We start from the raw sequence: 23,793 nt of genomic DNA, 5'->3' as shown, positions 1-23,793 counted from the left end.
CGTTTTTTCATTTTTATTGAATTATAGACGGTTTACCAACTGGGTAATATTCTATTTTCTCACAATCTCTTACTCTTTCTTCCAACAGACAGTTTCTTCCGTCAAAAATGATTGGATTCTTCATTTTCTTTAATATGCTAGGTAAGTCAAGTTCTCTAAATTCTCTCCACTCAGTAACAATAAAAATTGCATCTGTATCCGTTACACATTCATTTATTGAACTAGCGAACGTTAAATTGTTACCTAGTATTTTTTTTGCGTTTTCAATTGCAACAGGGTCATATGCAATGACTTCTGCTCCTAATTCTGTTAAAGAATTTATAATATTAATAGAAGGTGCTTCTCTCATATCGTCTGTATCTGGTTTAAACGATAATCCTAGGCATGCAATCTTTTTCCCTTTTAAAATACCAAATCGTTCAATAGCTTTCTTTACGAGCAATTGGCGTTGGAAATTATTAATTGAAATAGTTTCCTTTAGAAAACCAAATTCAACCCCATTTACCCCGGCTGTATGCAATAATGCTTTAACATCCTTTGGAAAACAAGAGCCGCCATAACCTATTCCAGCATATAAAAATGCTTCACCAATTCGTTTATCTTTACCCATTCCTTTTGCTACATCTTCTACATTTGCACCGAGTGCTTCACAAAGATTTGCAATTTCATTGATATAACTTATTTTGCTAGCTAAAAAGGCGTTAGATGCATATTTAATCATTTCTGCACTTCGAATACTAGTAATTAAGATTGGTACATTTAATGGTTTATACAGTTCTTCAACAATTCTAGCAGACTCTTGATTATCGCTACCGATAATGATTCGATCTGCTTCCATCGTATCTTTAATTGCCGAGCCTTGTCTTAGGAACTCTGGATTTGAAACAATGTCAACTACGATATCTTTACTGCAATTTTGTTGAATAATTTCTTTTACTACTTCATTCGTTCCAACTGGAACAGTACTTTTTATCGCAATAATTACGTCTTGTTTAATATTTTTTGCGATATCAATCGCTGCACCCTCAAGATAAGTTAAATTTGCGGCCCCATCTTCTCTTTGAGGGGTACCTACTGCAACGATAATAACCTTCGCATCTTCTAATCCCTTATCATATGAGGTTGTGAATGATAATCTTCCTAGCTTTATATTATTAGTTATTAACTCTTCAATTCCTGGTTCATATATTGGAGAAATCCCTGCACACAAATTTTTTATTTTAAGTTCATTTATATCAATACAAGTTACTGAGTGACCAATTTCTGCTAAACAGACTCCTGTCGTTAAACCGACATAGCCCGTACCTAATATAGAAATTTTCAAGTCAATCCACTTCCTGATTCTTCATATTTAGAGCATGATCAGATATGACCTCATTTAGGAAAGCGATTACCTCATCTTTTATATCTTCTCTATTAATCGCAAAATCAATTGTAGCCATTATAAATCCAATTTTATTTCCGATATCATATCGTTTACCTTCGAAATTATATGCTAAGACAAATTGATTTTTATTTAATTCATTAATCGCATCTGTTAATTGTAATTCACAGCCTTGTCCCACAGAAATTGTTGCTAAAATATCAAAAATCTCCGGAGTAAGAATGTAACGTCCCATAATTGCAAAATTTGATGGGGCATCTTTCAATTTTGGTTTTTCCACTAGACACTCAACTTGAAATAGATTTGTGTTTGTATCGTAAGTACTATCTTTTTGTTTAATAACGCCATATTTACTTACTTCTTCATCAGGAACATGCTGAACAGCAATAACCGGGGCATTATATTTCTCGTAAACATTAATAATTTGCTGTAAGCAAGGTGTTGTAGACATCACTATGTCGTCCCCTAACAAAACAGCAAATGGTTCATCTCCTATAAAACTCTTAGCACATAATATTGCATCTCCTAATCCTTTTGGTTCCTTTTGGCGCACATAGAAGATTTTGACCATATTGGATATTTTCTGCATTTCTTCCAAAACAGTTTGCTTGTTTTTTCGAGATAATGATTCTTCTAATTCATATGATTTATCAAAATGATCCTCGATTGCTCGTTTGCCTCTACCACTAATAATAATGATTTCTTCAATGCCAGAAGCTACAGCTTCTTCAACGATATATTGAATAGTTGGTTTATCAACTATAGGTAACATTTCTTTTGGCAACGCTTTTGTTGCTGGCAAAAAACGAGTCCCGAGACCAGCAGCGGGAATAATAGCCTTGCGGATTTTCATTTGACTTGCCTCCAAACATTTGTTCATTATACTTTATATGTAAAGGTTGGAGGTCTTGTCACCATATATACCTATTATGTTGAGAAAGTTTATGACTTAAAAACTAGTGTTTTTTCACCTATAAATATATTTTTTTAAGAACACTAAACCAATCTATTAAAAGCTAATGTTGTTCATGTTAATTAACATTCATTAAGCTATTTCTAGCGTTAATTTGGCCATTTTTTTCGTTCCAGGAGTTATCATTCATTACATCAGTTTTGGCGTTAATTTAGCCATTTTAACTTTAATTAAGCTATGTTCATAATTTAATCAATGTTGCATAAGTTGCTCTCTTCGGAACTCAGTCATAAATAATTTTCAAACTAAAAAAGGCTATCTCAAAAGTCTTTAAACTTATGAGACAGCCTCTTTCTATTTAGACAGATTCCTCAAAAATATGATTTTTTATCGATTTCTGTTTCTATGCATTTCAGTGACGCTAGGAAGTTTCTTTAATCTAAAAGGTTCTGAATTAACATTATTAGATAGATTGTTAGCCCTATTTTCTACTCTACTTACTTCATTTGCATATGGTCTTTCGTTTAGGCTTGAATTAGAGTTTACATTATTTACGACCTGATCAGTTACTCTTCTAATTCGTCTTAATACTCTTGGATTCGTATTAACTGAAAATTCTTCCCCTACTTTTGAGACTACTTTTTCCTTAGGAACTGACTTTGTTTTCTCTACTAGAATTTGAAGCAATTCTTCAATAGAGTTTATTTCAGACTGAGTTACTGGTTTTGGTACTTCTACTTTTGATTCAGTAGCTTCTTCAATTTCAATTGTTGGTTTTATTTCTACAGTTGGTTCGATTACTTCAATGATATCTGTCATCGGTTGTTCGGTTACTTCAATGATATCTGTCGTCGGTTGTTCGGTTACTTCAGATACATTATTAGCTACATTCAACTGTGTATTTTGTACTGCAGTTTTAAATAATGTTTGAGGTTCGTATTGTTCTAATTGTTCTGTTGAAATAGATGAAGCATATTCAGTTTGGCTCCATGTAGATAGAATTTCATTTGCTACACGACTCCATAAATACTTAGTAACTGCAAGTTCTCTACCTTTTATTCCCATATTCTTCATTATCGTTTTGTTTGATAATATTTCTGTAATTTTGGTAGCGAATTCATCTGGATCAACTGGATTTTCTACGATTAATCCATTCTCGCCTGGAATAATGACTTCAGGATTCCCTCCTCGAGCAGTTGTAACAATTGGAAGTCCAGCTGCCATCGCTTCATAGTGAACCCTTGCAAGAGGCTCTTGCCATAATGAAGTACAAACAAATAGATCTGCTACTGCAAACCAGTTGTGTATTTCAAAAGGTGATACAAACCCTGTTGTAATAATCGGTACATCTTGTTTTTTTGCGATAGCACGGATATATGCAACATAATCTGTAACATTGTTTTGACTAAACCAATTGCTTCCTACGATGACTAATGCTAAATCTTTGAAGGTTTTTGAAAGTGTTGGCAATGCTCTAATTAGACGGTCTACACCTTTATTTTCTGAAAGTCTTCCTGCAAATAAAATAACTGTTTTATTTTCTAAGCCATACTCTTGTCTAAGTGTGTTTCTCGTACTAATCATTTTAGGATGATTACCAGGTAAGAAACGGTCAGAATCAACACCTGAGTAAATCGTTCTAATTTTATTTGCACTTTGAGGATAAAGTTCACGAATTACATTTCCTACATAATCACTTACCGTAACGATGCTTGAAACTTCTTCTAATACTAAATTCGCTTCATCAACAGCAATTTTCCCAATATTAAACATGTCATTATGCATACTTAATGTAATTTTTGAATTTGGTGCTACTTTTCTAATCGGAAGGACAAGTCGTGGTCTGTTAAAAATGTGGATTAAATCAAATTGATTTCCTTTAATGTATTCAACTACACCTTCACGATATAGTTCTAATACTTTTCCTGGCACACGCACATAATTTACACCGTCGATTGTTTCTTCATCTGGTAAAGAGGGATCATTAACGCCTAGTACTGTTATATCGTGTACTTTACTTAAATAAGGTAAACTTCCTGCAATATAAGTCTGAATCGCACCACCTAAAACTGGAGGTACTGGTAGGTTTTCTGTACATACCATTAATATTTTCATTCTTTTCCACTCCAGTCGTTGCGAACTTCATTCAATGTTGCCCACTTTGACTGCTCTAAGTCAACGATTGATTGAATTAATTGTTTAGTAGATTCGCCTAAAAATAATTCTGGTTCATAAAGTACTTCTTTAATGTTTTTATAAAATTCATTTGGCATTGAAAAATCAATCATTAATACTTCATATAATTCTTTAGAAATTGGATTTGCTTCGTGATATGCATTAATCATTTCCCTTACCCATGTAGCATCCCACGCGAATAAATCAGACATTGTACCAGATATCAGTTTTCTAAGATCACGAATTGGCAAATCATATGCAACTCCATCTAAATCAATAACCCACATTCCATTTGGTCCCATTTGACCATTTGACCAGCCGTAATCTTGGTGAACTAGGCCCCAACTCGCGTTTCCTTCATTTACCATATTAAAGTAACCAGAATTGTTTAAGTCTTCCATACTCTTTCTTGCTTGTTCTTGAAATAGATCTACTACATTTAATAAATCCTGACTAGCTGGCATTTCTTCATAAGCCAGGGCAATTGTTCTAAACCAATTCATTTTGTTATATACTTTTTCATAGCTTTTTGGCCATTTGTGCAATCTTGATGCAATTTCTGCTTGAATCGGTGGTACATAGCCTTTACTTAAACGATGAAACTCACCAAGTGCAAAACATAACTGCTTAGCACCTTCTAAATCTTTCGAAACTGGTGCCAACTCTTCAATCCATTCTGCAACGAACCATAGTTTTCCACCAGCTTCTACATATTCCTCGCCATCTCTAGTTCGTACAATACTTGGAACTCTAGCCTGTTGAACCTCAACTAAATACTTCTGAGCTCCTAAACTAAACATACTTCTAGTTGGTCTTCTGTGTAAAAGCTTAAAACTTTTTGGACCATCGTTTGTTTCAATTTTCCAAATCGCTCCGCCTTTGTCAGCTTTCGTCGTAATTACTTGCATGCTATTTACTTGAAGGTCATAAAACTTAAGTACTTCAAGCCCAATTTTTTCAATATATTCAGGCACATAGAATTCATCATGAATAAGCTCATCGACAATCCATGGCTCAATTATTATATTATTCAATTTCTCCCTCCTACTTTTTTAGAGCCCATAAAAAAATTCACATTTCTTTTTAATGAAATGTAATAAATAGTTGCTTATTTATTTTTATTGCCCTAAGTGTATTTAGACCTAATGTAATAATATGATTTTGTCCAAGTATTGTGAGGGTATATGTGTATTCTATTAAAAAGTATTTTCCCTAATCTAGTTAAATACATATTTCTATTTGTATTCGAACTTTGTCGATTTCTCCATCATATGATATTCCAACTCTTGTTAGATAAGGAGGTTTTTAACATTAAAAAAGCTGATACTATGCGCATCTTAATTACTGGATGTGCCGGATTTATTGGATTTCATCTAAGCAGGCGCCTATTAGAACAAGGTTTTCAAATCATTGGAATTGATAATCTAAATGATTACTATGACAGACGTCTAAAATTTGATCGATTGGAGCTTTTAAATAAATATGAGGATTTTAGTTTCATAAATGGCTCAATTCATGAAATGGAACTACTAGAAGGGCTCTTTGTACAATATAATTTCGATCTAGTTATTAATCTAGCAGCACAAGCTGGGGTGAGATATAGCTTAGAAAACCCAGGGTCTTATATCCAATCAAACCTTGTAGGTTTTGCCAATATATTAGAGTGTTGTAAAAATCATCAAATTAAACACCTCATATACGCCTCTTCTAGTTCTGTTTATGGTAATAATAAAAAAACTCCCTCTTCAATTAATGATCGAGTTGACCAACCAATTAGTTTATATGCAGCCACAAAAAAATCAAATGAATTAATGGCATATTCATATAGTCATACGTTTAATCTACCTACTACAGGATTGCGTTTTTTTACGGTCTATGGGCCTTGGGGTAGACCAGATATGGCACTATATAAATTTGCGAATTCAATTACTAACGGACAACCAATAGATGTTTATAATTATGGAAATATGAAACGAGATTTTACTTATATTGATGATGTTGTTGAATCAATTGAAAGAATCATTAAAAATGGGCCACCAAACAAATCCGACTCGTATTATAAACTTTACAATATTGGTAACCATAGCCCAGTGAATTTAAATTATTTTATCGAAGTTTTAGAAAAGCAACTTGGTATAAAAGCAACTATTCGATTATTGCCGATGATTTCAGGGGAAGTACTTGAAACATATGCCGATATTGATCAACTCGTAAATGATATTCAATATAGTCCAACTACTTCAATTGAAGACGGTATTGCAAAATTCGTTGAATGGTTTAAGGATTATAAAAAGAAATGAAACTAGCCACAAGGATTTTAAACTTCCTTGTGGTTTATTTGTCTAATGTAGAAATTTTCAGCTATTGCTGTTGAATAACAAAAAAAGAAACCCAGTTTAAGGGCTCACTGCATATAAATTATTCGCCTGGTTCCGATCCTCACTTAACATTTGAATATAATCCTCATTTAATTGTTCTGTTAAATGTTCTCTATAGTGCCAAATTGATAATAAGCATTGTTTAAATTTTTCAATTATACCTACATTTTTAACTTTTCTAGATACCTTTATTAATTCATTTAACCCTTCAATATATTGCTTATTTTCACATTTTAAAAGTGATTGTGCATAACAGAAATCTAAGTACAATTGTTGTTTATACAAATTTGAACTATTGGCCATTTCATTAATTACTTTTTCATGCTGATTGATTAAAGCTAAAGCATCTTCTAATCTACCTAATTTTACATAGGATTCAATAATTCTCGGAATGCCTACATATAAATCATCTCGATCTTTAATCCAATCATAGTATTCATCAACATAATGTAATTCACCAAAATCAAGGAATGTGACATACCGATTACCGATTGCAGCCTCTGCAAAAAAATCATTAATCTTACTATATTTCCTTATTATTTCAAGCACTTCATCGATTGAATTACTTAACCGATTTAAAGCGAAACCTTGGTATACTAACCCATAACCAAATTGCTTTTCATTCTTCGCCATTTTTTCTAATCGCTTCGCATAATGAAGGACTTTGTCCCATTGTTTTAACATATAGTAAGTAGCTGTAATATATAAAATTGTTAGTTCCTGAAAATCATCTGGCATATAGCTCACATATTCTAATACATGGACAAGAGTAGCTGGTCCTTCTTCTGTTAACCTATTTAAATAGTACTTTCTAAAATAACTAATAGCGACTTCTTCTGCAGTTTGATCTGGCATGTGATGAATAATGATTTCATATAAAGGTAAAGCCTCTTTCTCTTTCCCTTCAGCAAATAACTTTTCAGCAATCTCAAATAAATTTTGTAAATTTTTAGTTCGTATTGTCTTAGATTTTTCCTCTAACATTTCAGAAATGATAAAGTTTAACTCTTTTTTAAATCCATTTATTGCACATTTATAAATAAACGCTACACTTCTTCGTTTATCTAAATATCGATTCTGATTAAAGCATAATTGTGTATAGCTCGAGTAAAAATGTCCTTCTGCCAAACCGAATGCTTCTGTAATTGCATCTAAATAATGCAAAGATAATGGCTTTTTATTATTAAATACTCTACTAATATCACTAATATGGATTCCAGAATATTTAGCTAAATCAGCTTTATTCCATTTTTTGTCATGCATTAATGTAAGAAAATCATATAGAAGTATCTGATTCATAAGCTTTCCTCTCCATACTTGGTAATAATCTTTTTTATTTCAACATTCCCAACCTTTTTATCTAGATAGAAAGTTGAAAATTAGGTATTATCGCACATATTCTATTAGGTTTATTATACTATTTTGTCGTTTTTTTAAAATAGGAAATATTCAATTATTTAATTAAAATTAATTAATTTTTTTCAGAGTGTTGAAATAAAAAATGGTCAATAGGGGAAACCGGACATTAAATGAACATTTATTTAATGATGAAATTATCATTTTTTGGATGAGCTATTAATGGCTTTAAATGTTAATATATTTTAGCAATTTCATGATTCAAATAACACTAGTAATGATTTTTTTAGAAGTTAAAAATATTATGATTTATTTTTAGAAAAACGAATTCGATTGATTAGTTTAATAATTGTTTGATAATAATTGACCTACAATCTGATTAATATACAACAGTTAAGTGACTCTAAGTAAAGACTATTTGATTAGGGTTTATCGCAGACTTTTTTTGATGAATAAGTTGATTGGAACGGAGGGGTGCTCGACTCCTATGGGATAAGCGGGAAGGCTGAGACCCCACAGGCTTGCCGAGGAGGCGAAAGAATCTCGCCCCATGGAAAGCGAGCATCCTGTAGTGGAAATCAACATCACTCTACTCCTTTTACGAAAATTTGGTAATTTAATTGAAAAGGTTGTTTTTCACCATGTTTCTGCATTCTTTTCCTACAATGGGAAATAATACCTTTAAACTTTATTAATACTTTACCTGAGGATGATTAGATGTTTAAAAAGATTATTTCATTTATACCCGAGTATCCTATTTTCATCCAAGCTTTTGTTACCTTTATCGTTCCTGTAGGCTTATCAAAATTTTTCAAATGGGTTCATTTTATGGAGAAAGAGTGATTTAAATGAAGCGTTGGAGATCCAAAATAAATCAAGAAAATGAGGAATCTCTAAATAATGAAGCTCAAAATAATAATGAGAATTTGTCCAGTGATCTCCAAGTAAATTTGGATCGGATGTTTAATGAAATCGGACATAATTCTGATGTGAAATTTAGAGAATTTCTATTAGGTGAAACAGAGATTCAACTTACAATTATTTTTATTGATGGTTTATCAGATACGGAGCTAATTCAAAGTCATATAATGAGCGAGTTAATGGCTGGACTTTCTGCAATTGCAAATGAACAAAAAAAAAATGGACTCTCTCTAAAACAAAATGAAATTAAAAAATATATTAAAGAGCAATCACTCGCTGTTTGTAAAATTGAAGATGTTAATACTTATAAAAAATTAAAATCGGGGGTACTATTTGGTTCAATTGCATTATTAATAGATGGTATATCTGAATGCTTTTTAATCGGTGAAGCATTAACAAAATCAAGAGATATTAAAGAACCAGATTCAGAAGCACTAGTACGTGGACCAAGAATTGGCTTTGTTGAAAACTTATCTGATAATACAGCCCTTCTTAGGCGTTCCGGAAAAACTCCAGATTTATCAATTATAGGATTTGAGATTGGAGAAGTATCAAAAAAAGAATTAGTTATAGCGTACATTACAAGTCTTGCTGATTCTCAACTTGTTGAAGAAGTAAAAAAAAGAATTAAAAGAATTGAAATTGATGCAGTCCCAGATTCAGGTTATATCGAACAATTAATTGAAGATAACTACTTAAGTCCATTTCCACAAATTCAAAGTACAGAACGACCAGATCGAGTTATGAGTGCTTTAATGGAAGGTCGAGTTGCCATTTTATTAGATGGATCACCATTTGCACTGATAGCTCCTGTAACATTTCAAATGTTAGTACAATCACCTGAGGATTATTATGAGAGATGGGCTGCTGCTTCATTGGTACGATTATTACGATACCTTGCATGTTTTATTGCTTTATTTGCTCCATCTTTATACATTGCATTTATTTCGTTTCATCAAGGCTTAATTCCGACAAAGCTAGTATTTCATATTGCAGCAACTAGAGGTGGTGTACCATTTCCTCCGTTAATTGAAGCACTTATAATGGAAATCTCGATCGAAGTATTAAGGGAAGCCGGACTTCGTTTACCTAAACCGATTGGGCAATCGTTAGGTATTGTTGGTGGATTAATTATTGGTCAGGCCGCAGTGGAAGCGGGTATTGTAAGTACAATCATGGTTATTGTCGTTGCAGTAACGGCAATTTCCTCATTTACATTACCACAATATAATGTCGGAATTGCCCTTCGTATGCTTCGTTTTTTATCAATGCTTTTTGCGAGTGTATTTGGTTTATATGGCGTCATTTTATTTTTCTTATTAGTATGTAGTCATTTAGTTAAACTCAAAAGCTTTGGTGTTCCTTACTTAAGTCCCGCAGCTCCAGTTCGATTTAGTGATTGGAAGGATTTCATCGTAAGAGCGCCATTATTTATGATGAAAAATCGTCCCAAAAGCATTCAAGCTAAAAGAACTAGAAGGATGAAATAGTATAAGAGAGGAGGAGTACTAGATTATGGTTTCAAAGCCTATTGATCAAATATCAACGAATCAAACCGTCATGTTAATCGTAAATTTTATTTTTGGTGCAGGTATTTTAATCTTACCAAGAAGTGTTACCGACAAAGTAAAAACGCCAGACGGTTGGATTTCAGTTATCATATCCGGTTTGATTATAACCCTCTTAACCTTTTTACTCGTTATGCTGTGTAAACAATATCCGAACGAAACATATTTTCAATTTTCTCAAAAAATCATTGGAAAATGGTTAGGAATTTCATTAAGTATCATTATAATTTTTTATTATATATGCATTTCAGCCTTAGAGGTTCGGGTAATGGCAGAGACTACTAGGTTGTTCTTACTACAAGGTACTCCTACTTGGGCTATTTTAATTCCGTTCTTGTGGATTGGTTTATATTTAGTACTTGGTGGGATTAACCCAATTGCTAAAATAATGGAAATTATTTTTCCAATCACTGTATTATTTTTTCTGTTAGTTATTTTTTTAGGATTAGGAATTATTGAAATTGATAACCTACGTCCTGTACTAGGTAATGGAATTAAGCCTGTCCTTAATGGGCTCAAAACTACTTCCCTATCATTTTCAGGTTTTGAAGTGATTTTATATATCTTTATGTTTATGAAGGATAAAAAGAAAGTATCAAAAACAATTCTGTTCGGAATAGGTATTCCATTTGTTTTTTATACGATTACGGTTGTGGCTGTAGTCGGTGCTTTCTCAGTAGAGGGTGTTTTATTGCAAACTTGGCCAGTACTTACCTATATTCGGAGCTATGATATCCAAGGTTTATTTGTAGAAAGATTTGACTCATTACTTTTAGTCATTTGGATTATGCAAATTTTTGCTACATTTATCATTGCATATTATATTTGTACTCTTGGAATGGCACAAATTTTTAATAAAAAAAGTTTGAATCCATTTCTTTTTGGTACATTACCACTTATTTACATTATTGCAATGATACCGAAAGATATAAATCAAACTTTAGCACTAGCTGATACCATAGGGAATTCTGCATTTTATTTATTTGGCATTGTCCCTCTTTTACTACTAGTGATTTCTATTGTGAGGAAAAAACTAAATGAGAAAATGTAGGCTAAAACGAATATTAACAAGTTTAATTATTAATATAATTCCCCTAATTTTATTATCGGGTTGCTGGAGTAGTAGACCAATTGAGGACTTAAATATTATAGTAGGTTCTTCTATAGATAAAGATGACAACGGTAAATTAAGATCGACTCTACAATATGTTGTTCCTGAGGCAATGACCACAAAATCAGGTGGAGGAGTTCCTACAAAACCTTATATAAATGTGATCGGCGAAGGCATTTCGTTAGAACCTTCTGGATGGGATACAACTTTAAGTAGGGAAGGATACATTTTTGGAGCGCATCAAAAATGCGTTGTCATTAGTGAAGAACTTGCTAGAGAAATTAACTTACGTGAGCTTACTGATTTATATTTTCGTGATATTGATATTCGTGGTAGTACGTTAATTTTTATAGCAAAAGGCAAAGCCAACCAAGCATTAGAAACAAAGGAACCAAATGTCATTCCATCATTACGAATTGTTGAAATTGCTAATGAATCTTTAACTTCGGAAGTTGTCAGCAAAACACCGTTAATTAAAATAGGTGGATTAATGAACTCTGGTTCTAGCTTCCTCCTCCAATTATTAGAACCGACTGATAATGGACCGAAATTTTCTGGTGGAGCAATTTTTAACGGTAAGAAAAATAAAATGATTGGTACACTTAATACTCAGGAAGTAGAAGGAATTAATTTGATCACTGCGCAAGGAAAAGGTGGAGCAGTAAAGGCTTACACGAACAAATCGGATGGACCAACTTGGTTTCAAATTGAATCGATAAAAAGTAAGGTGACACCACATATAAAAGGTGACAAAATCTCTTTTAACGTAAAAATTGAGTCTGAAGGTAGAGTTGCAGAATATTGGAATCCTAAATTAAGGCCATTATTTGAAGAAAAAACCCTTAAAAACATTGAAAAAGCAACTGAAGAGGAAGTTACAAAAATAGTAGAAAATGTAACAAACAAGCTACAAAATGAATATAAAACAGATGTTGCTGGATTTGGAAACGAATTTAGAATACAATACCCAAAAAAGTGGAAAAAAATGAGTAAGAACTGGGATGAACTATTTAGTAAAGCTAAAATAAAATACGATGTTCATATTACGATCAGAGACTATGGAATGATTGGAAAGAAAAAAAATAAATAAAGAAAACTCGCCGATTGGCGAGCCTTTAAGCGAAGACAGAGGCGTAGTTGTCCTTATACTTAATTCCTAAAATTTGGAAACTACATTGGTTTTTCTACTCCCCTGCCCATTTATAATTTCTTAATGTATAAAAAATAAAGCTTGATTCCATAAATTAAAGGGATCTAGCTTTATTTTTTTGGTTATCGTCCATAAGGTGCTTCATTTGTTTGTAAGAAGACGGTTGAAATTACTCTTTCTTTACTTAATTCCAATGTAATTATTTTTTTCATTTTTGAAACTAGACTAGGATCAGATCCTATTATTTCCTTATTTTCGTAATGTGCCGAAAATACATCGTAAAATAAATGAGGAAATAACAAATCAGCTTTTAGAACCTGGTACTGTAAACATGCTAACGGATTAATCTCCTGATATGCGATGATTATTTTCTTCATTAACTTTGGATTCCAATTTTTTTCTTTTTTCATTACAATATTTAAAATTCTTCTCATATCATGAATCGGCAATTCCCTTTTTAACGAACTCATATTTAAGAAATATAAATTCCCGTCTTCTCCAATTATGAGATCGTTTACATCAAAATTCTGATAGCATAATGTTTTGGTTTGTGCTACCACTTCAACACTATATTTATCAACTATTGCTAAAGCTTTTTCACATTGCATTAGAACTATATTTATATTTTTTAAAAACAGCTTATCGATTTCATTTTGATGCTTTAACTTAGCTCGTTCTTCTTTCCATTTTGTTAATTTTAAAAATTTATTTTGTAAATCATTTTTCCAATTTGATTGAATCGATGATACTTGCTCAGTTGTTATTTCTATGCATACTGAAGCTTTATGAAAAGAAGCAATCCCATTCATCAACAGAATAAGATCATCTTCACTCTCTAAATTTGGTCTCCTCCCATTAACAGCTTCATATAACATAAAATATTCATCTTTCCACTTTACAAAACCATCACCTAATTTGGTTGTTAATACTTCTGGTGTAAATACGCCATTATCTCTAAGATAGTCAATTGCATAAATCATGAATTCAATATATCTTTCATCAATTAGAACTTTCTTCAATAATACTTCACCGATATTAGTATCAATGGGCCATTCAGCTTTTTTTTCATCATTGTATTCTATAGATTTATGTTTTACTTCTAAAGGGTAATTTGCAATTACTTTTTTTACTAAATCACTAAAAAAAGCGTCCAAAAAAAATACCTCCCAAATAATACTTATCCACTGTTAATCTATGAATATGTACATGTTTAGAGACGGCTAATCTACTAAATAAATTAGGAAGTAAAATATTTTCTAGTAATAAATTTCTTACCTTTTTACCAATATAACTGTTTGATACTTGAAATGTATAAATTATCTTCTTCTATTAATTTTACTTTTATTTTCGTAATAAATTACAACAAAAATTCCTTATTTTTTTAAGTTTATAAATGCTTTTTGAAATAGCAATTGATGATTAGTGTACAAATAAAAAATCCTAAAGTTATAATCTCAGGATTATCATGCTGATGAAAATATTCTTTACATTTATACTCAATTATCGTAAAGGGGACTAATGATGTTGATTTCCACGACAGTGCGCTCGCTTTCCATGGGGCGAGATTCTTTCGCCTCCTCGGCAAGCCTGCGGGGTCTTTAGCCTTCCCGCTAATCCCATAGGAGTCGAGCACTATCCGCTCCAATCAACTTAATCAATTAAAAGAAGTTTTTTATAAAAACCTATTTTAATTTCCTTTACTTAAAGTAAAAAAATTTTATTCAAGTTAAACGAAATATTAAAAATTAAACTTATAATTTGAAGTTTATTTCTCTAAAAAATTAGCACCAAAACAAACTAATTGGCTATTTTTGTATGTATTGTTGTTATTAAACTATAGGAGTTTTATTCTTCAGGGTCATTTAAAACAAATAGAAATAAACCCAAAAATAAATTCACTGACCATTCCGATATCAATTCTTTTACCAGCTTTTAAATATTGAAAAAAGCATCATAAAAATAATACAAAATAAGGATGATACAACCTGAGAATAATGAGTTTCTAATGAATGTTGTTTTCTTACTACTTTTTGGTTCGTTTTTTCTTAGTTTATAATCTTCCACTAATCCATAAATGATCGGAAGTGCTCCAAACGAAAAATAGCCTATTTTTAAGATTAATTCCACATTTCATTCCCCCATTAATTGATTTTGATTGTTTTAATATTGGTTTTACTTATACATTTCAATAATTATACTTCAGCTCTTTTTCTTTGTAACTTGGGGGAATTTTTGCTTTTTTAATTGAAGCTTATTGAGTAAAACAACCTCAAATTTCTCATAATACTCATTAAAAGGAGTGTTATGAATGAAAGAAATATTAATCTTTGTTTTGTTATCATTTTTTTGTTTTTTGTTATTTTACGGGCTTACATTATTACAAGGTTTTGATTTGCATTATTTAATGTTAGCGATTTCTTATAATAAAGTTGGTTTTATGACACTTGATAAAATTTTAATTATTTATTTCATTCTCTATTTTGGTTTAACAATGTTTGTGAATCTAAGAAAGAGATAACTTTTTTTGGATTTTTAAAGTCACAAATAGAATGAATGGCAAAATTATTTGAAACGGAACATGAAGATATTTAGGGACTAAATCAAGTCCTATATGAATATGCTGTGCATACGATACGGTTGTAAAGATACTAAAACAAATAATAATGATTCCAATTAAAAATGTTATTAACCAGTTTTCTTTTAAATGGAAAATTTCCATCGTCCCAATAACTGCCCCAAAAAATAATATGGATATTTTAATAAACCCCAAAATGACAAATACAATTACCGCTAGTGACTCTAATCTAGTAAAAAAGTCTCCAATGTTAATTAATGATACGCTTGAAAGTACAGGATAGGTTGAAGCTTTAAAAATAATTTCACCTAAATTTGCAATATGTATGATTGTCGATATGATTAGAAAGAACCCAGCATAGATCATTGCTAAATAGCTCATTTTGTGTGCATTTTTTGGTTGATCATAATGTTGCATCAATAATAAAAATACGATTGACTCTCCAAATGGAAAAGTGACAGTTGTTGGAAATACTGATTTTAAAACTGGTTTCCATCCGTTTTCAAGGAAGGGTTTTAAATGGGAAAAATTTAAAAATCCAGTTAATAATTGTGAAATAATGAGAAGAAAAACGATTATACCACTTAATAGAAAACAAACCCAAACAGTTCTGGCAAAGCTTGTAAACCCTTTCATCACAGTATAAATTAAGAGAAACATCATTAACATCGAAATGGTAAATAAACCTGTATTATCTAATGCAACTGTTAAAATAAGCTCTGCAAAATCTCTCATAACTCTTGATGCAATATAAATACAATAAACAACATATAATACGCCAATGAAGTTGCCTATATATTTTCCCCACGCTGTTTGTAAGCACTTAATTAGTGAATATGTCGGGTTATTTTTATAGATTCCCAAATATAAGCTTAATAAAATTAATCCACATAAAAGACTGATCAAGATTGCTAACCACGCATCTCTCCCGGCATCTTTTGCTGGGTCGACTGCTACAGCACTTCCTATTAAATAAATTGCTAACAAACTAAATAATTGCTCTGAATTAAATTTCATATTTTGCATTACATCACCTTATTTCTTCTTCATAATAACAGGATCTCCTAGTAAGCCACTTCGTTTTATAATGACAGTAGTTTTCACATTTACTTTTGCTTTTGCGAAATCATCTGCCCAATGGCTTTTAAGTTTTTTCCATTTTTCAGGATCATTAGTATGTATCATATCTCCGAATCCAAAGACATCACTTTTATATTTTTGAGCAGATTTAATACTATGCTCGATCTGTTGTTTGACTACTAAAGCAGCTTGTTTTTCAATTTTTATTAAATCTTGAACACTTTCAATATTTACCGAACAACCAGTTTCATCAAGTAATGTAAGGAGCGTATTATCAATATGAATAATTGGTATATTCCCCTTAACTTTCACTTTCGTTTTTATACTTTGTGCATGTAGACGGAGTGAACTATATTTATTATTTCCACATGGCACTGCAAAATTTGTTTGTTGAATTTTATCCAATACCATTAAGATGCCTCTTACATCCCGTCCGGAGATCCAACCAGCTAGTTTACTATCTCGAAATAAAGCTAAGTTATCAATTTTAGTTTGAGCTGGCTCCATCGTTTGTAAATTAGTTAACGTATTTTTTTCTTTATTCCCGTTAACAATTTCAACTCCACTAATCGCAATCTCTTTCCCTGAATAAGTAAGATCTTCTCCTAATTCAAATACATTTGGATTGACACTTTCACCTAATGAAAAATTAACATTCTGTAATTTTGAAACCATTTCTGCTGAAGAAACTTTATTAATAGGAGTCATTGTATTTAATATTTGTTCGGCAGTTGAATTTTTAGCTACAAGAACAGACATAAAAGCAGAGACTCTTGGTTCCCGAATAATTGCATCCACAATTTCTTCAATACCATGCTTTGCTGCATTCTCCCCTATTACCGTTAAACCAACATGCGTAAAATCTTTGTTCTTCGTTATTTTTTTACCTGCTTCTCGAATTGCTTCGGATAGTGTTTTCCCAGTACTTGTATAAAGAATGACTGGTGAAGAATTACCACCACCATTTTGACCGGTAGCTAAATCAGTTGGATTAATGACTTGTAATGTAACCTTAAAATTTGATTTGTCAGTCCAATCGACACCTAATCCCGTGATAAAAGAAATTTTATTTAACTCCATATAATTACTACAGCCTGATAGTATCAATACAATTGACATTAATAACGTTATTTTAAGATTTCGATTCATTGTCTTCACCGTTATTCCTTTTTTGTTGCTTTCTAATCCGTGATGATTCAGGAACAACATCATCCTTTGTTGTCTTTAAATCTTTTCGTTGTAATCGTATTAACATATCTTCATTATCTTTGATTGATAATGGTGATATTGGCATCATATATGGCACACCAAAAGAATCAATTGTATTTAAGTGGACTAGCCAAAATAAAAACATTAATGCAATACCGTATAATCCAGCAACACCAGCACTTAAAATGAATAAATATCTAAGCAATCTTGCTGAAGCAGCAACACTATAATTCGGTATTGTAAAACTAGATATTCCCGTAATTGAAACAAAGATGATCATTGCAGTTGAAATAATTCCTGCTTGCACAACTGCTTGACCGATAACAAGTGCTCCAACAATCGCAACAGTTGAGGCTAGTACTCTCGGACTTCGAATACTTGCTTCTCTTATAATCTCAAATGCAAATTCCATTAGTAGTAGCTCAACGATTGCTGGAAAAGGTACACTTTCCCTTTGCGCTGCAAGACTAACCAATAATGGTGTTGGAATCATCGACCGATGATGAGTAATTAATGCAAGATAAAATGCAGAAACTAATAAAGAAATTAAAAAGGCTGTAAAACGTAAAAACCGTAAAAATGTCCCCACTATATAACGCTGATTGTAGTCATCAGGTGACTGAAAAAACATCGGTAATGTGGCTGGTAAAACAAGCCCAATTGGACTCCCATCCACAAGTAGTCCTATGCGCCCTTCTAATACATTTGCTGCAATAACATCCGGTCTTTCAGTGTCCAATACAGTTGGAAATGGACTGTATGGTTTTGATTCAATTAAAGACTCAATATAGATAGATTCTAAAACTCCTTTAATCTTAATATGCTTAATTTTGTCTCTTATTGAGTTTAATAACTCTCGATCAACTTTGTCGTCTAGATAGGAAATAACGAGATTTGTATTCGTTACATCCCCTACCTTCAACATTTCCATCTTAAATTGAGTATTTCTAATACGATAACGAAGAAGTGACATATTCGTTGCAATTGATTCAGTAAAACTATCTTTTGGACCACGGATAATCGTTTGTCCAGTCGATTCTGAGACTGAACGGAATTGCCCACTTTTTGTATCAATCAGCAAAACTTTTAGCTGATTATCAATAAAAATCGCTGTGTCACCGTTTAACACTGCCATCATTATGTTATTCCATTCATTTTCAATTTTAACTTGTGGAACATCAAACGTGTTCTCTTTCATTTCATTGAAGAAATTAAGATCACTTAAACGATCTAAATTCGAGTTTTTCCATCTATGAAGAATTGGATCCACGATAAATTGACTAATCGTGTCACCATTCGAAATACCTTGCAAATGAATTAAAGCCATTTTTCTTTTTTTGGTCTCTCCAACCTCAAACTCTCTTACGATTAAATCAGCACAATATTGCAATTCACTATTTATATTTTTTAAATTTATTTGTAATTCGGATGATAAAACAACTGGAGCTTTAACTTCTTTTGACTGTTTACTTCTTTTCGGGTTTCCCAATCGCATATCAATCACCTAATTAATTTATTTATTACTATTTAAAATTTGTTAAATGTAGAAAAATTATGCTATTTTTTACCATTTTTTTGAACAAGCGTAAATTTAACGTGAAAATAACCTTATTTATTTACTATATTAGAAACGTTTCAAATCAATAATATTTTATTTTTTAATATGTTTACTAATTTTCTAGTACAAATTTCTTAATAAATTAGAAGAATTTTATTCTTTAGTGGGAAAAACGTTGATTTTTTAAGAGAAAATAACCCAATTGACTGGTTATTTAATTTTGCCAATAATTGGAATATAAGGATAATTCCTTGAGTTTAATTTGAAGGGGTGTTTTGTATTGAAAAGCAATTTAGTAGTACCACTCAAGGTTGTATCTACTAGTTTTATAGCAGCTAGTTTACTATTTTCTAGTCACACTTTTGCATCAGTTGGTTCAACTTCACAAGGTCGCATTTCAAACGTAGAAGATAATTTAAAAAATTTATCAAAAGAGGATCGAAACCGAGTACATAACAGTGTTGATTCGTCAGATAAAGAAAAGTATTTATCACCAAACCTTGATACAACAAGTACTAATCCTGTAAACATCATTGTTCAGTTTAAACAAGATCCTGCTAAAACGGAAGTTAAGAAAAGCGAAGAAAACGGAATTAAAGTCTCTTTAGACGATGCAAAAAATAAAGTGGAAAAATCTCATCAAACTTTTATAAATAAAATTGGACAAGCAAAAAAAGGCATATCAGCTATGCAAATACGTAAAGAGTACCGTCAAGCATTCAATGGTGTTGCGATGACTGTACCGGCTAATGAAGTACATACAGTTCTTGCGATGGATGATGTAAAAGCAGTATTTGAAGACAAAGTAATCAAAATAGATCCATCTCCTTCTGAGGTTCAAACTACTGAGTCAACTAGCCATTCTCCAGCATTAGATAGTTTAGAAAATATAGGTGCATCAAAACTTCATGAAGAAGGCATTACTGGTAAAGGTGTAAAAGTCGCTGTAATCGATACTGGAATTGATTATAATCATCCAGATTTAAAAGATATTTATAAAGGCGGATACGATTTTGTAAATAATGATTCCGATCCAATGGAAACAACTTACGACGATTGGAAAAAATCTGGACAACCTGAAATCAGTCCATTTGGTGGCACAACTTACTACACTTCCCATGGAACACATGTATCGGGAACGATTGCAGGACAAGGTAAGAATAAAACGGATTATGCAGTTACTGGAGTTGCACCTGGAGTTGAACTATATGCTTATAAAGTGCTAGGTCCATATGGTTCAGGCTTAACAAGTACTATTATCGCAGGGATTGACAAAGCGGTAGTAGACGGAATGGATGTTATTAATCTATCACTTGGATCTGATCATAATGACCCCCTTGATCCAAATTCGATTGCAATCAATAATGCTACATTAGCTGGTACGACAGCAGTAATTGCAGCTGGAAATTCAGGAAGTGACTTATATTCACTTGGTTCACCTGGAACTTCTCCGCTTGCTATTACAGTTGGAGCGAGTGATTTTCCAATGACAATACCTACAGCTACTGGTACGGTTAGTTCAAATGATACTCTTTCGTTAACAAATTTAAAACTACTTGCAAAGAGCTATGATGATGATATAAATACTTTTAAAAACCAATCTCTTCCAATCGTATTTGTAGGCCTAGGAAATAGTGAGAGTGATTACAGTGGCAAAGATGTTATTGGAAAAATTGCTCTAATCGAACGTGGAGTCCTTAGCTTAAATGAAAAAGTAATGCTTGCAAAGAAACACGGTGCAAAAGCAGTAATAATGTATAATAATAACCCGACAGAAGGTCAAATTCCTCATTATCTTGGAAACGGTTTTGACTTTATCCCTTCATTTTCGCTTACGAATGAAGATGGATTAAAAGTTGTGAATCGAGTAAAACAAGGAAATGCTACATTTACTTTGAACTCAATTGGAGAAATGAAAACTGGTGGGGATACATTAGCTGATTTTAGTTCACGTGGTCCTTCTAACAGATTTTATGATATTAAACCAGAGGTGACTGCACCAGGGGTTGCTGTATTCTCAAGCGTACCAGCTTATGAAAATGGACCAGAACATCTAACAGATTATACAAATGCATATATGAGTGCATCAGGTACATCAATGGCTTCGCCTCACGTTGCTGGAGCTGCTGCCCTTCTTCTACAAGAACATCCAGAATACAAACCTGAAGATGTTAAAGCAGCTTTAATGAATACAGCCGATAAGTTGAAAAAAGATTATAGTGTATTTGAAGTCGGTGCTGGAAGAATTGATGTATATGAAGCAGCGCATTCTGACGTGCGTATTAAAGTACTAGATAATGCAATTAGCACAAAAGATGGTAAAGATATAACAATACCAGATGTTACAGGTGCATTAAGCTTTGGACCTCAAGTAACTGCAGGTAAAGCAAAAACAGACTCACGAGTAGTTTCTATAACAAACAATAGTAACCATAAGAAAACATTAAAGCTAGAAGTTACATTTAATCAGAATGTAAAAGGTTCTAAAGATGCTTCAGCTAACAATATTTCACTAAATGTTCCTTCTACCGTTACAGTTAATGCAAACCAAACGATAGAAATTAAACCTACGATTCAGATTCCTGCATCTGCAGAGTTCGGTAACTACGAGGGATATGTTTATTTTACAAACAATAGTAATCCTGATGAAGTTTATCAATTACCTTTTGGTTTCAAGCATTTAGATGAAGGTATTAATAAATTAAACGCGTACGAAGACGCATTTACAACACGACGTGATTTAAATAATAGTTTCCCATACGGAACAGGTATTGAATTTGCATTAAATAGTTCAATGGAAACAGTAGATTTTGTGTTAAAAGATGCGAAAACGGGACAAGCCCTTGGCCTTATTGATTCATACGAAGGACTGTTTCCCGAGGACATACTTTTTGCAGTTGAATTCCCGTTTAATGGATTATATTTTCCTTTTACTGAACATAAGGATCATCCAATAGCTTACTCAAAAAAGCTTGCTCCTCCAGGAAAATATGAACTAGAACTAATCGCTACTAACAGAGATGGTAAAACATTTAAAAAGTCTGATACATTTTTCATCGAAAATACGAACCCTGTCGTTAAATTGCAACAACCGGGTGGAGTATACGAGGTTACTGGAGATGGTATGACTGTAAAAGGAAATATTTATGATGAGCAAGTAGCCATTATGAATCAGAACGGTTTTAACTGGGATCAGTCTTCTAATATGATCGATCTTATTAATAAAACGAAATATTCTACTACCCCATTATTGATTGAAAAAAATGGTGACTTTGAATTTAAGACTGGTCTATTAAATGGTAAAGATGTAACAAAATTTACACTTAACGAACGTGATTATGCACAAAACGGTATGCAAGATCATCCAGATTTCTCATACACGCTTGTTAAAAAAGGACTTCCTTATACGAAACTAGTAGCGAACAAAAATGATGTAAAATATGGAGAAAATGTCACTCTATCACTTAGTGCACACAATATTAAAGATTTAATAGGTGGAGAATTTACATTAGCATTCCCTTCTACGACATATGACATTGCAAATATAACTTTAAATAAAGATTTTACTGCTTATGCTAAGTCACATGGTTTAATTGCTGATCTTAAAATACTTGAGCAAACTGCAAGTAAAATCACGATTAAAACTCAATTAACAGGTGACTCAGTCCAACCAATACAAACAGCTATACCATTAATCGATATGACCTTTAAAGTGAAGGAAAAACCAAGCACCTATATAAAATGGATTCAAAATATTGATATTACAAAATCTACAGCTTTTTCTTTAAATCAAGCACCTGTGACAATTCAAGGTTTTGGTCAAGGTATAAATATTGTTCCAACCTACTCTCAACTTGAAGGGGGTATTCTTGCAGATGGATTTTTAGATAATAATGGTATTTGGCTAGACTATAAGAAAGACTTTTCAAAAGCTGGCATGACTTTAAAATTAGTTTCAAAAAATGGAAAAACTTATACAGGAGAATTTAACAGTAGTTCACGTTACTTTATTAAAAATCTTCCAGCTTCAAATGAAAAATATGATTTAACAGTCAAAATTCCAGGACATTTCGACCGTCATGCTACAGTTAATGATTTATATGATATTACTAATGGTGATACTGTTGGTCGTTTATCTTACATTTTATATGCACCAGTTATGGGTGGGGATGTTAATAACGATGATGTAATCGATGTATTAGATGCGGATTATATTAAAACATATTGGGGCACTAACAAGCGTGTAGCTGATATCAATTTCGATGGGATTGTTGACGCAAAGGATATGAGTTTTATTCAAAAGAATTATTTAACACCAAACCCTGATGTGAAAGACGTTCCAAAAGGTAAAAAGAAAATTAAAGGTGAAACTTTAGAAGATATTTTGAAGGATTTAGACATTCACTAAATAACTT

16 protein-coding genes are annotated in these 23,793 nt (G+C 32.1%); 6 read left to right on the top strand and 10 right to left on the bottom strand.

Translation table 11 applies throughout. From position 1 onward, the window contains the following. Nucleotides 1–13: 13 nt before the first annotated feature. The 4 genes from ACFVRR_RS01625 to ACFVRR_RS01610 form a co-directional block, all read right to left on the bottom strand. Nucleotides 14–1,324 carry a UDP-glucose dehydrogenase family protein gene (locus tag ACFVRR_RS01625; protein WP_387323990.1) on the bottom strand — a complete coding sequence of 437 codons (1,311 nt, stop codon included), beginning with the start codon at nucleotides 1,322–1,324 and terminating at the stop codon, nucleotides 14–16. 1 nt (nucleotide 1,325) lies between these two features. Next, the gene (galU, locus tag ACFVRR_RS01620; RefSeq protein WP_387323988.1) at nucleotides 1,326–2,237 is read right to left on the bottom strand and encodes a UTP--glucose-1-phosphate uridylyltransferase GalU; all 912 of its coding nucleotides are present in this window, start codon (nucleotides 2,235–2,237) and stop codon (nucleotides 1,326–1,328) included. A gap of 447 nt (nucleotides 2,238–2,684) precedes the next feature. After that, nucleotides 2,685–4,412, bottom strand: coding sequence for a glycosyltransferase family 4 protein (locus tag ACFVRR_RS01615; protein ID WP_387323986.1), 1,728 nt, complete (start codon nucleotides 4,410–4,412; stop codon nucleotides 2,685–2,687). Then, nucleotides 4,409–5,506, bottom strand: a complete 1,098-nt coding sequence (locus ACFVRR_RS01610; protein ID WP_387323983.1) for a CotS family spore coat protein — start codon at nucleotides 5,504–5,506, stop codon at nucleotides 4,409–4,411. Before ACFVRR_RS01610 ends, ACFVRR_RS01615 begins: the two co-directional genes overlap by 4 nt. 294 nt (nucleotides 5,507–5,800) lie before the next feature. On the opposite strand from ACFVRR_RS01610, the gene ACFVRR_RS01605 reads away from it, so the two are divergent. After that, nucleotides 5,801–6,772: an NAD-dependent epimerase gene (locus ACFVRR_RS01605; RefSeq protein WP_387323980.1), complete on the top strand. Its 972-nt coding sequence runs from the start codon at nucleotides 5,801–5,803 to the stop codon at nucleotides 6,770–6,772. A gap of 96 nt (nucleotides 6,773–6,868) precedes the next feature. Here the strand turns inward: ACFVRR_RS01605 and ACFVRR_RS01600 are convergent, their stop codons facing one another. Next, complete coding sequence (locus ACFVRR_RS01600) at nucleotides 6,869–8,149, bottom strand: helix-turn-helix domain-containing protein (protein ID WP_387323977.1); 1,281 nt, start codon at nucleotides 8,147–8,149, stop codon at nucleotides 6,869–6,871. A gap of 905 nt (nucleotides 8,150–9,054) precedes the next feature. Here ACFVRR_RS01600 and ACFVRR_RS01595 point away from each other — a divergent pair. From ACFVRR_RS01595 to ACFVRR_RS01585, 3 genes are read left to right on the top strand one after another with little or no spacing between them, the layout of a single operon-like run. Continuing rightward, on the top strand, nucleotides 9,055–10,617 hold the full coding sequence (locus tag ACFVRR_RS01595) for a spore germination protein (protein ID WP_387323974.1): 1,563 nt from the start codon (nucleotides 9,055–9,057) through the stop codon (nucleotides 10,615–10,617). Between the two features lie 25 nt (nucleotides 10,618–10,642). Continuing rightward, entirely contained in the window at nucleotides 10,643–11,746 is a 1,104-nt protein-coding gene (locus ACFVRR_RS01590; protein ID WP_387323971.1) for a GerAB/ArcD/ProY family transporter, read from the top strand. Beyond that, nucleotides 11,733–12,896, top strand: a complete 1,164-nt coding sequence (locus tag ACFVRR_RS01585; protein WP_387323969.1) for a Ger(x)C family spore germination protein — start codon at nucleotides 11,733–11,735, stop codon at nucleotides 12,894–12,896. The genes ACFVRR_RS01590 and ACFVRR_RS01585 overlap by 14 nt, the downstream gene beginning before the upstream one ends. 182 nt (nucleotides 12,897–13,078) lie before the next feature. Here ACFVRR_RS01585 and ACFVRR_RS01580 read toward each other — a convergent pair whose 3' ends face one another. Both ACFVRR_RS01580 and ACFVRR_RS01575 read right to left on the bottom strand, forming a co-directional pair. Then, complete coding sequence (locus ACFVRR_RS01580; RefSeq protein WP_387323967.1) at nucleotides 13,079–14,110, bottom strand: CotS family spore coat protein; 1,032 nt, start codon at nucleotides 14,108–14,110, stop codon at nucleotides 13,079–13,081. Between the two features lie 778 nt (nucleotides 14,111–14,888). Then, nucleotides 14,889–15,083: a hypothetical protein gene (locus ACFVRR_RS01575; protein ID WP_387323964.1), complete on the bottom strand. Its 195-nt coding sequence runs from the start codon at nucleotides 15,081–15,083 to the stop codon at nucleotides 14,889–14,891. A gap of 181 nt (nucleotides 15,084–15,264) precedes the next feature. Between ACFVRR_RS01575 and ACFVRR_RS01570 the strand changes: the two genes are divergently transcribed. Further along, a complete protein-coding gene (locus ACFVRR_RS01570) occupies nucleotides 15,265–15,474 on the top strand; it encodes a hypothetical protein (RefSeq protein ID WP_387323962.1) in 210 nt (69 codons plus the stop codon). Here ACFVRR_RS01570 and ACFVRR_RS01565 read toward each other — a convergent pair. Genes ACFVRR_RS01565 through ACFVRR_RS01555 form a run of 3 tightly spaced genes read right to left on the bottom strand, consistent with a single transcriptional unit; the run spans nucleotide 15,460 to nucleotide 19,315 of the window. Beyond that, nucleotides 15,460–16,557 carry a GerAB/ArcD/ProY family transporter gene (locus ACFVRR_RS01565; RefSeq protein ID WP_387323959.1) on the bottom strand — a complete coding sequence of 366 codons (1,098 nt, stop codon included), beginning with the start codon at nucleotides 16,555–16,557 and terminating at the stop codon, nucleotides 15,460–15,462. The two genes, ACFVRR_RS01570 and ACFVRR_RS01565, sit on opposite strands and share 15 nt — an antisense overlap. 9 nt (nucleotides 16,558–16,566) lie before the next feature. Beyond that, nucleotides 16,567–17,760, bottom strand: a complete 1,194-nt coding sequence (locus tag ACFVRR_RS01560) for a Ger(x)C family spore germination protein (RefSeq protein ID WP_387323956.1) — start codon at nucleotides 17,758–17,760, stop codon at nucleotides 16,567–16,569. Beyond that, a complete protein-coding gene (locus ACFVRR_RS01555; protein ID WP_387323954.1) occupies nucleotides 17,744–19,315 on the bottom strand; it encodes a spore germination protein in 1,572 nt (523 codons plus the stop codon). The genes ACFVRR_RS01560 and ACFVRR_RS01555 overlap by 17 nt, the downstream gene beginning before the upstream one ends. A gap of 343 nt (nucleotides 19,316–19,658) precedes the next feature. Between ACFVRR_RS01555 and ACFVRR_RS01550 the strand changes: the two genes are divergently transcribed. Continuing rightward, nucleotides 19,659–23,786 (top strand): S8 family serine peptidase, encoded by a 4,128-nt coding sequence (locus tag ACFVRR_RS01550; protein WP_387323951.1) that lies wholly within the window; start codon nucleotides 19,659–19,661, stop codon nucleotides 23,784–23,786. Nucleotides 23,787–23,793 lie beyond the last annotated feature (7 nt).

It is taken from the genome of Gottfriedia sp. NPDC057948, from assembly GCF_042887255.1.
Lineage (GTDB): Bacteria > Bacillota > Bacilli > Bacillales > Bacillaceae_G > Gottfriedia.
This window is presented reverse-complemented; position numbering and strand designations above follow the sequence as displayed.

Coding starts and splice junctions, on each gene's coding strand:
- galU (WP_387323988.1), bottom strand. CDS start 2,237: ATGAAAATCCGCAAGGCTATTATTCCCGCTGCTGGTCTCGGGACTCGT.
- ACFVRR_RS01595 (WP_387323974.1), top strand. CDS start 9,055: ATGAAGCGTTGGAGATCCAAAATAAATCAAGAAAATGAGGAATCTCTA.
- ACFVRR_RS01605 (WP_387323980.1), top strand. CDS start 5,801: ATGCGCATCTTAATTACTGGATGTGCCGGATTTATTGGATTTCATCTA.
- ACFVRR_RS01615 (WP_387323986.1), bottom strand. CDS start 4,412: ATGAAAATATTAATGGTATGTACAGAAAACCTACCAGTACCTCCAGTT.
- ACFVRR_RS01565 (WP_387323959.1), bottom strand. CDS start 16,557: ATGCAAAATATGAAATTTAATTCAGAGCAATTATTTAGTTTGTTAGCA.
- ACFVRR_RS01590 (WP_387323971.1), top strand. CDS start 10,643: ATGGTTTCAAAGCCTATTGATCAAATATCAACGAATCAAACCGTCATG.
- ACFVRR_RS01600 (WP_387323977.1), bottom strand. CDS start 8,149: ATGAATCAGATACTTCTATATGATTTTCTTACATTAATGCATGACAAA.
- ACFVRR_RS01555 (WP_387323954.1), bottom strand. CDS start 19,315: ATGCGATTGGGAAACCCGAAAAGAAGTAAACAGTCAAAAGAAGTTAAA.
- ACFVRR_RS01560 (WP_387323956.1), bottom strand. CDS start 17,760: ATGAATCGAAATCTTAAAATAACGTTATTAATGTCAATTGTATTGATA.
- ACFVRR_RS01570 (WP_387323962.1), top strand. CDS start 15,265: ATGAAAGAAATATTAATCTTTGTTTTGTTATCATTTTTTTGTTTTTTG.
- ACFVRR_RS01585 (WP_387323969.1), top strand. CDS start 11,733: ATGAGAAAATGTAGGCTAAAACGAATATTAACAAGTTTAATTATTAAT.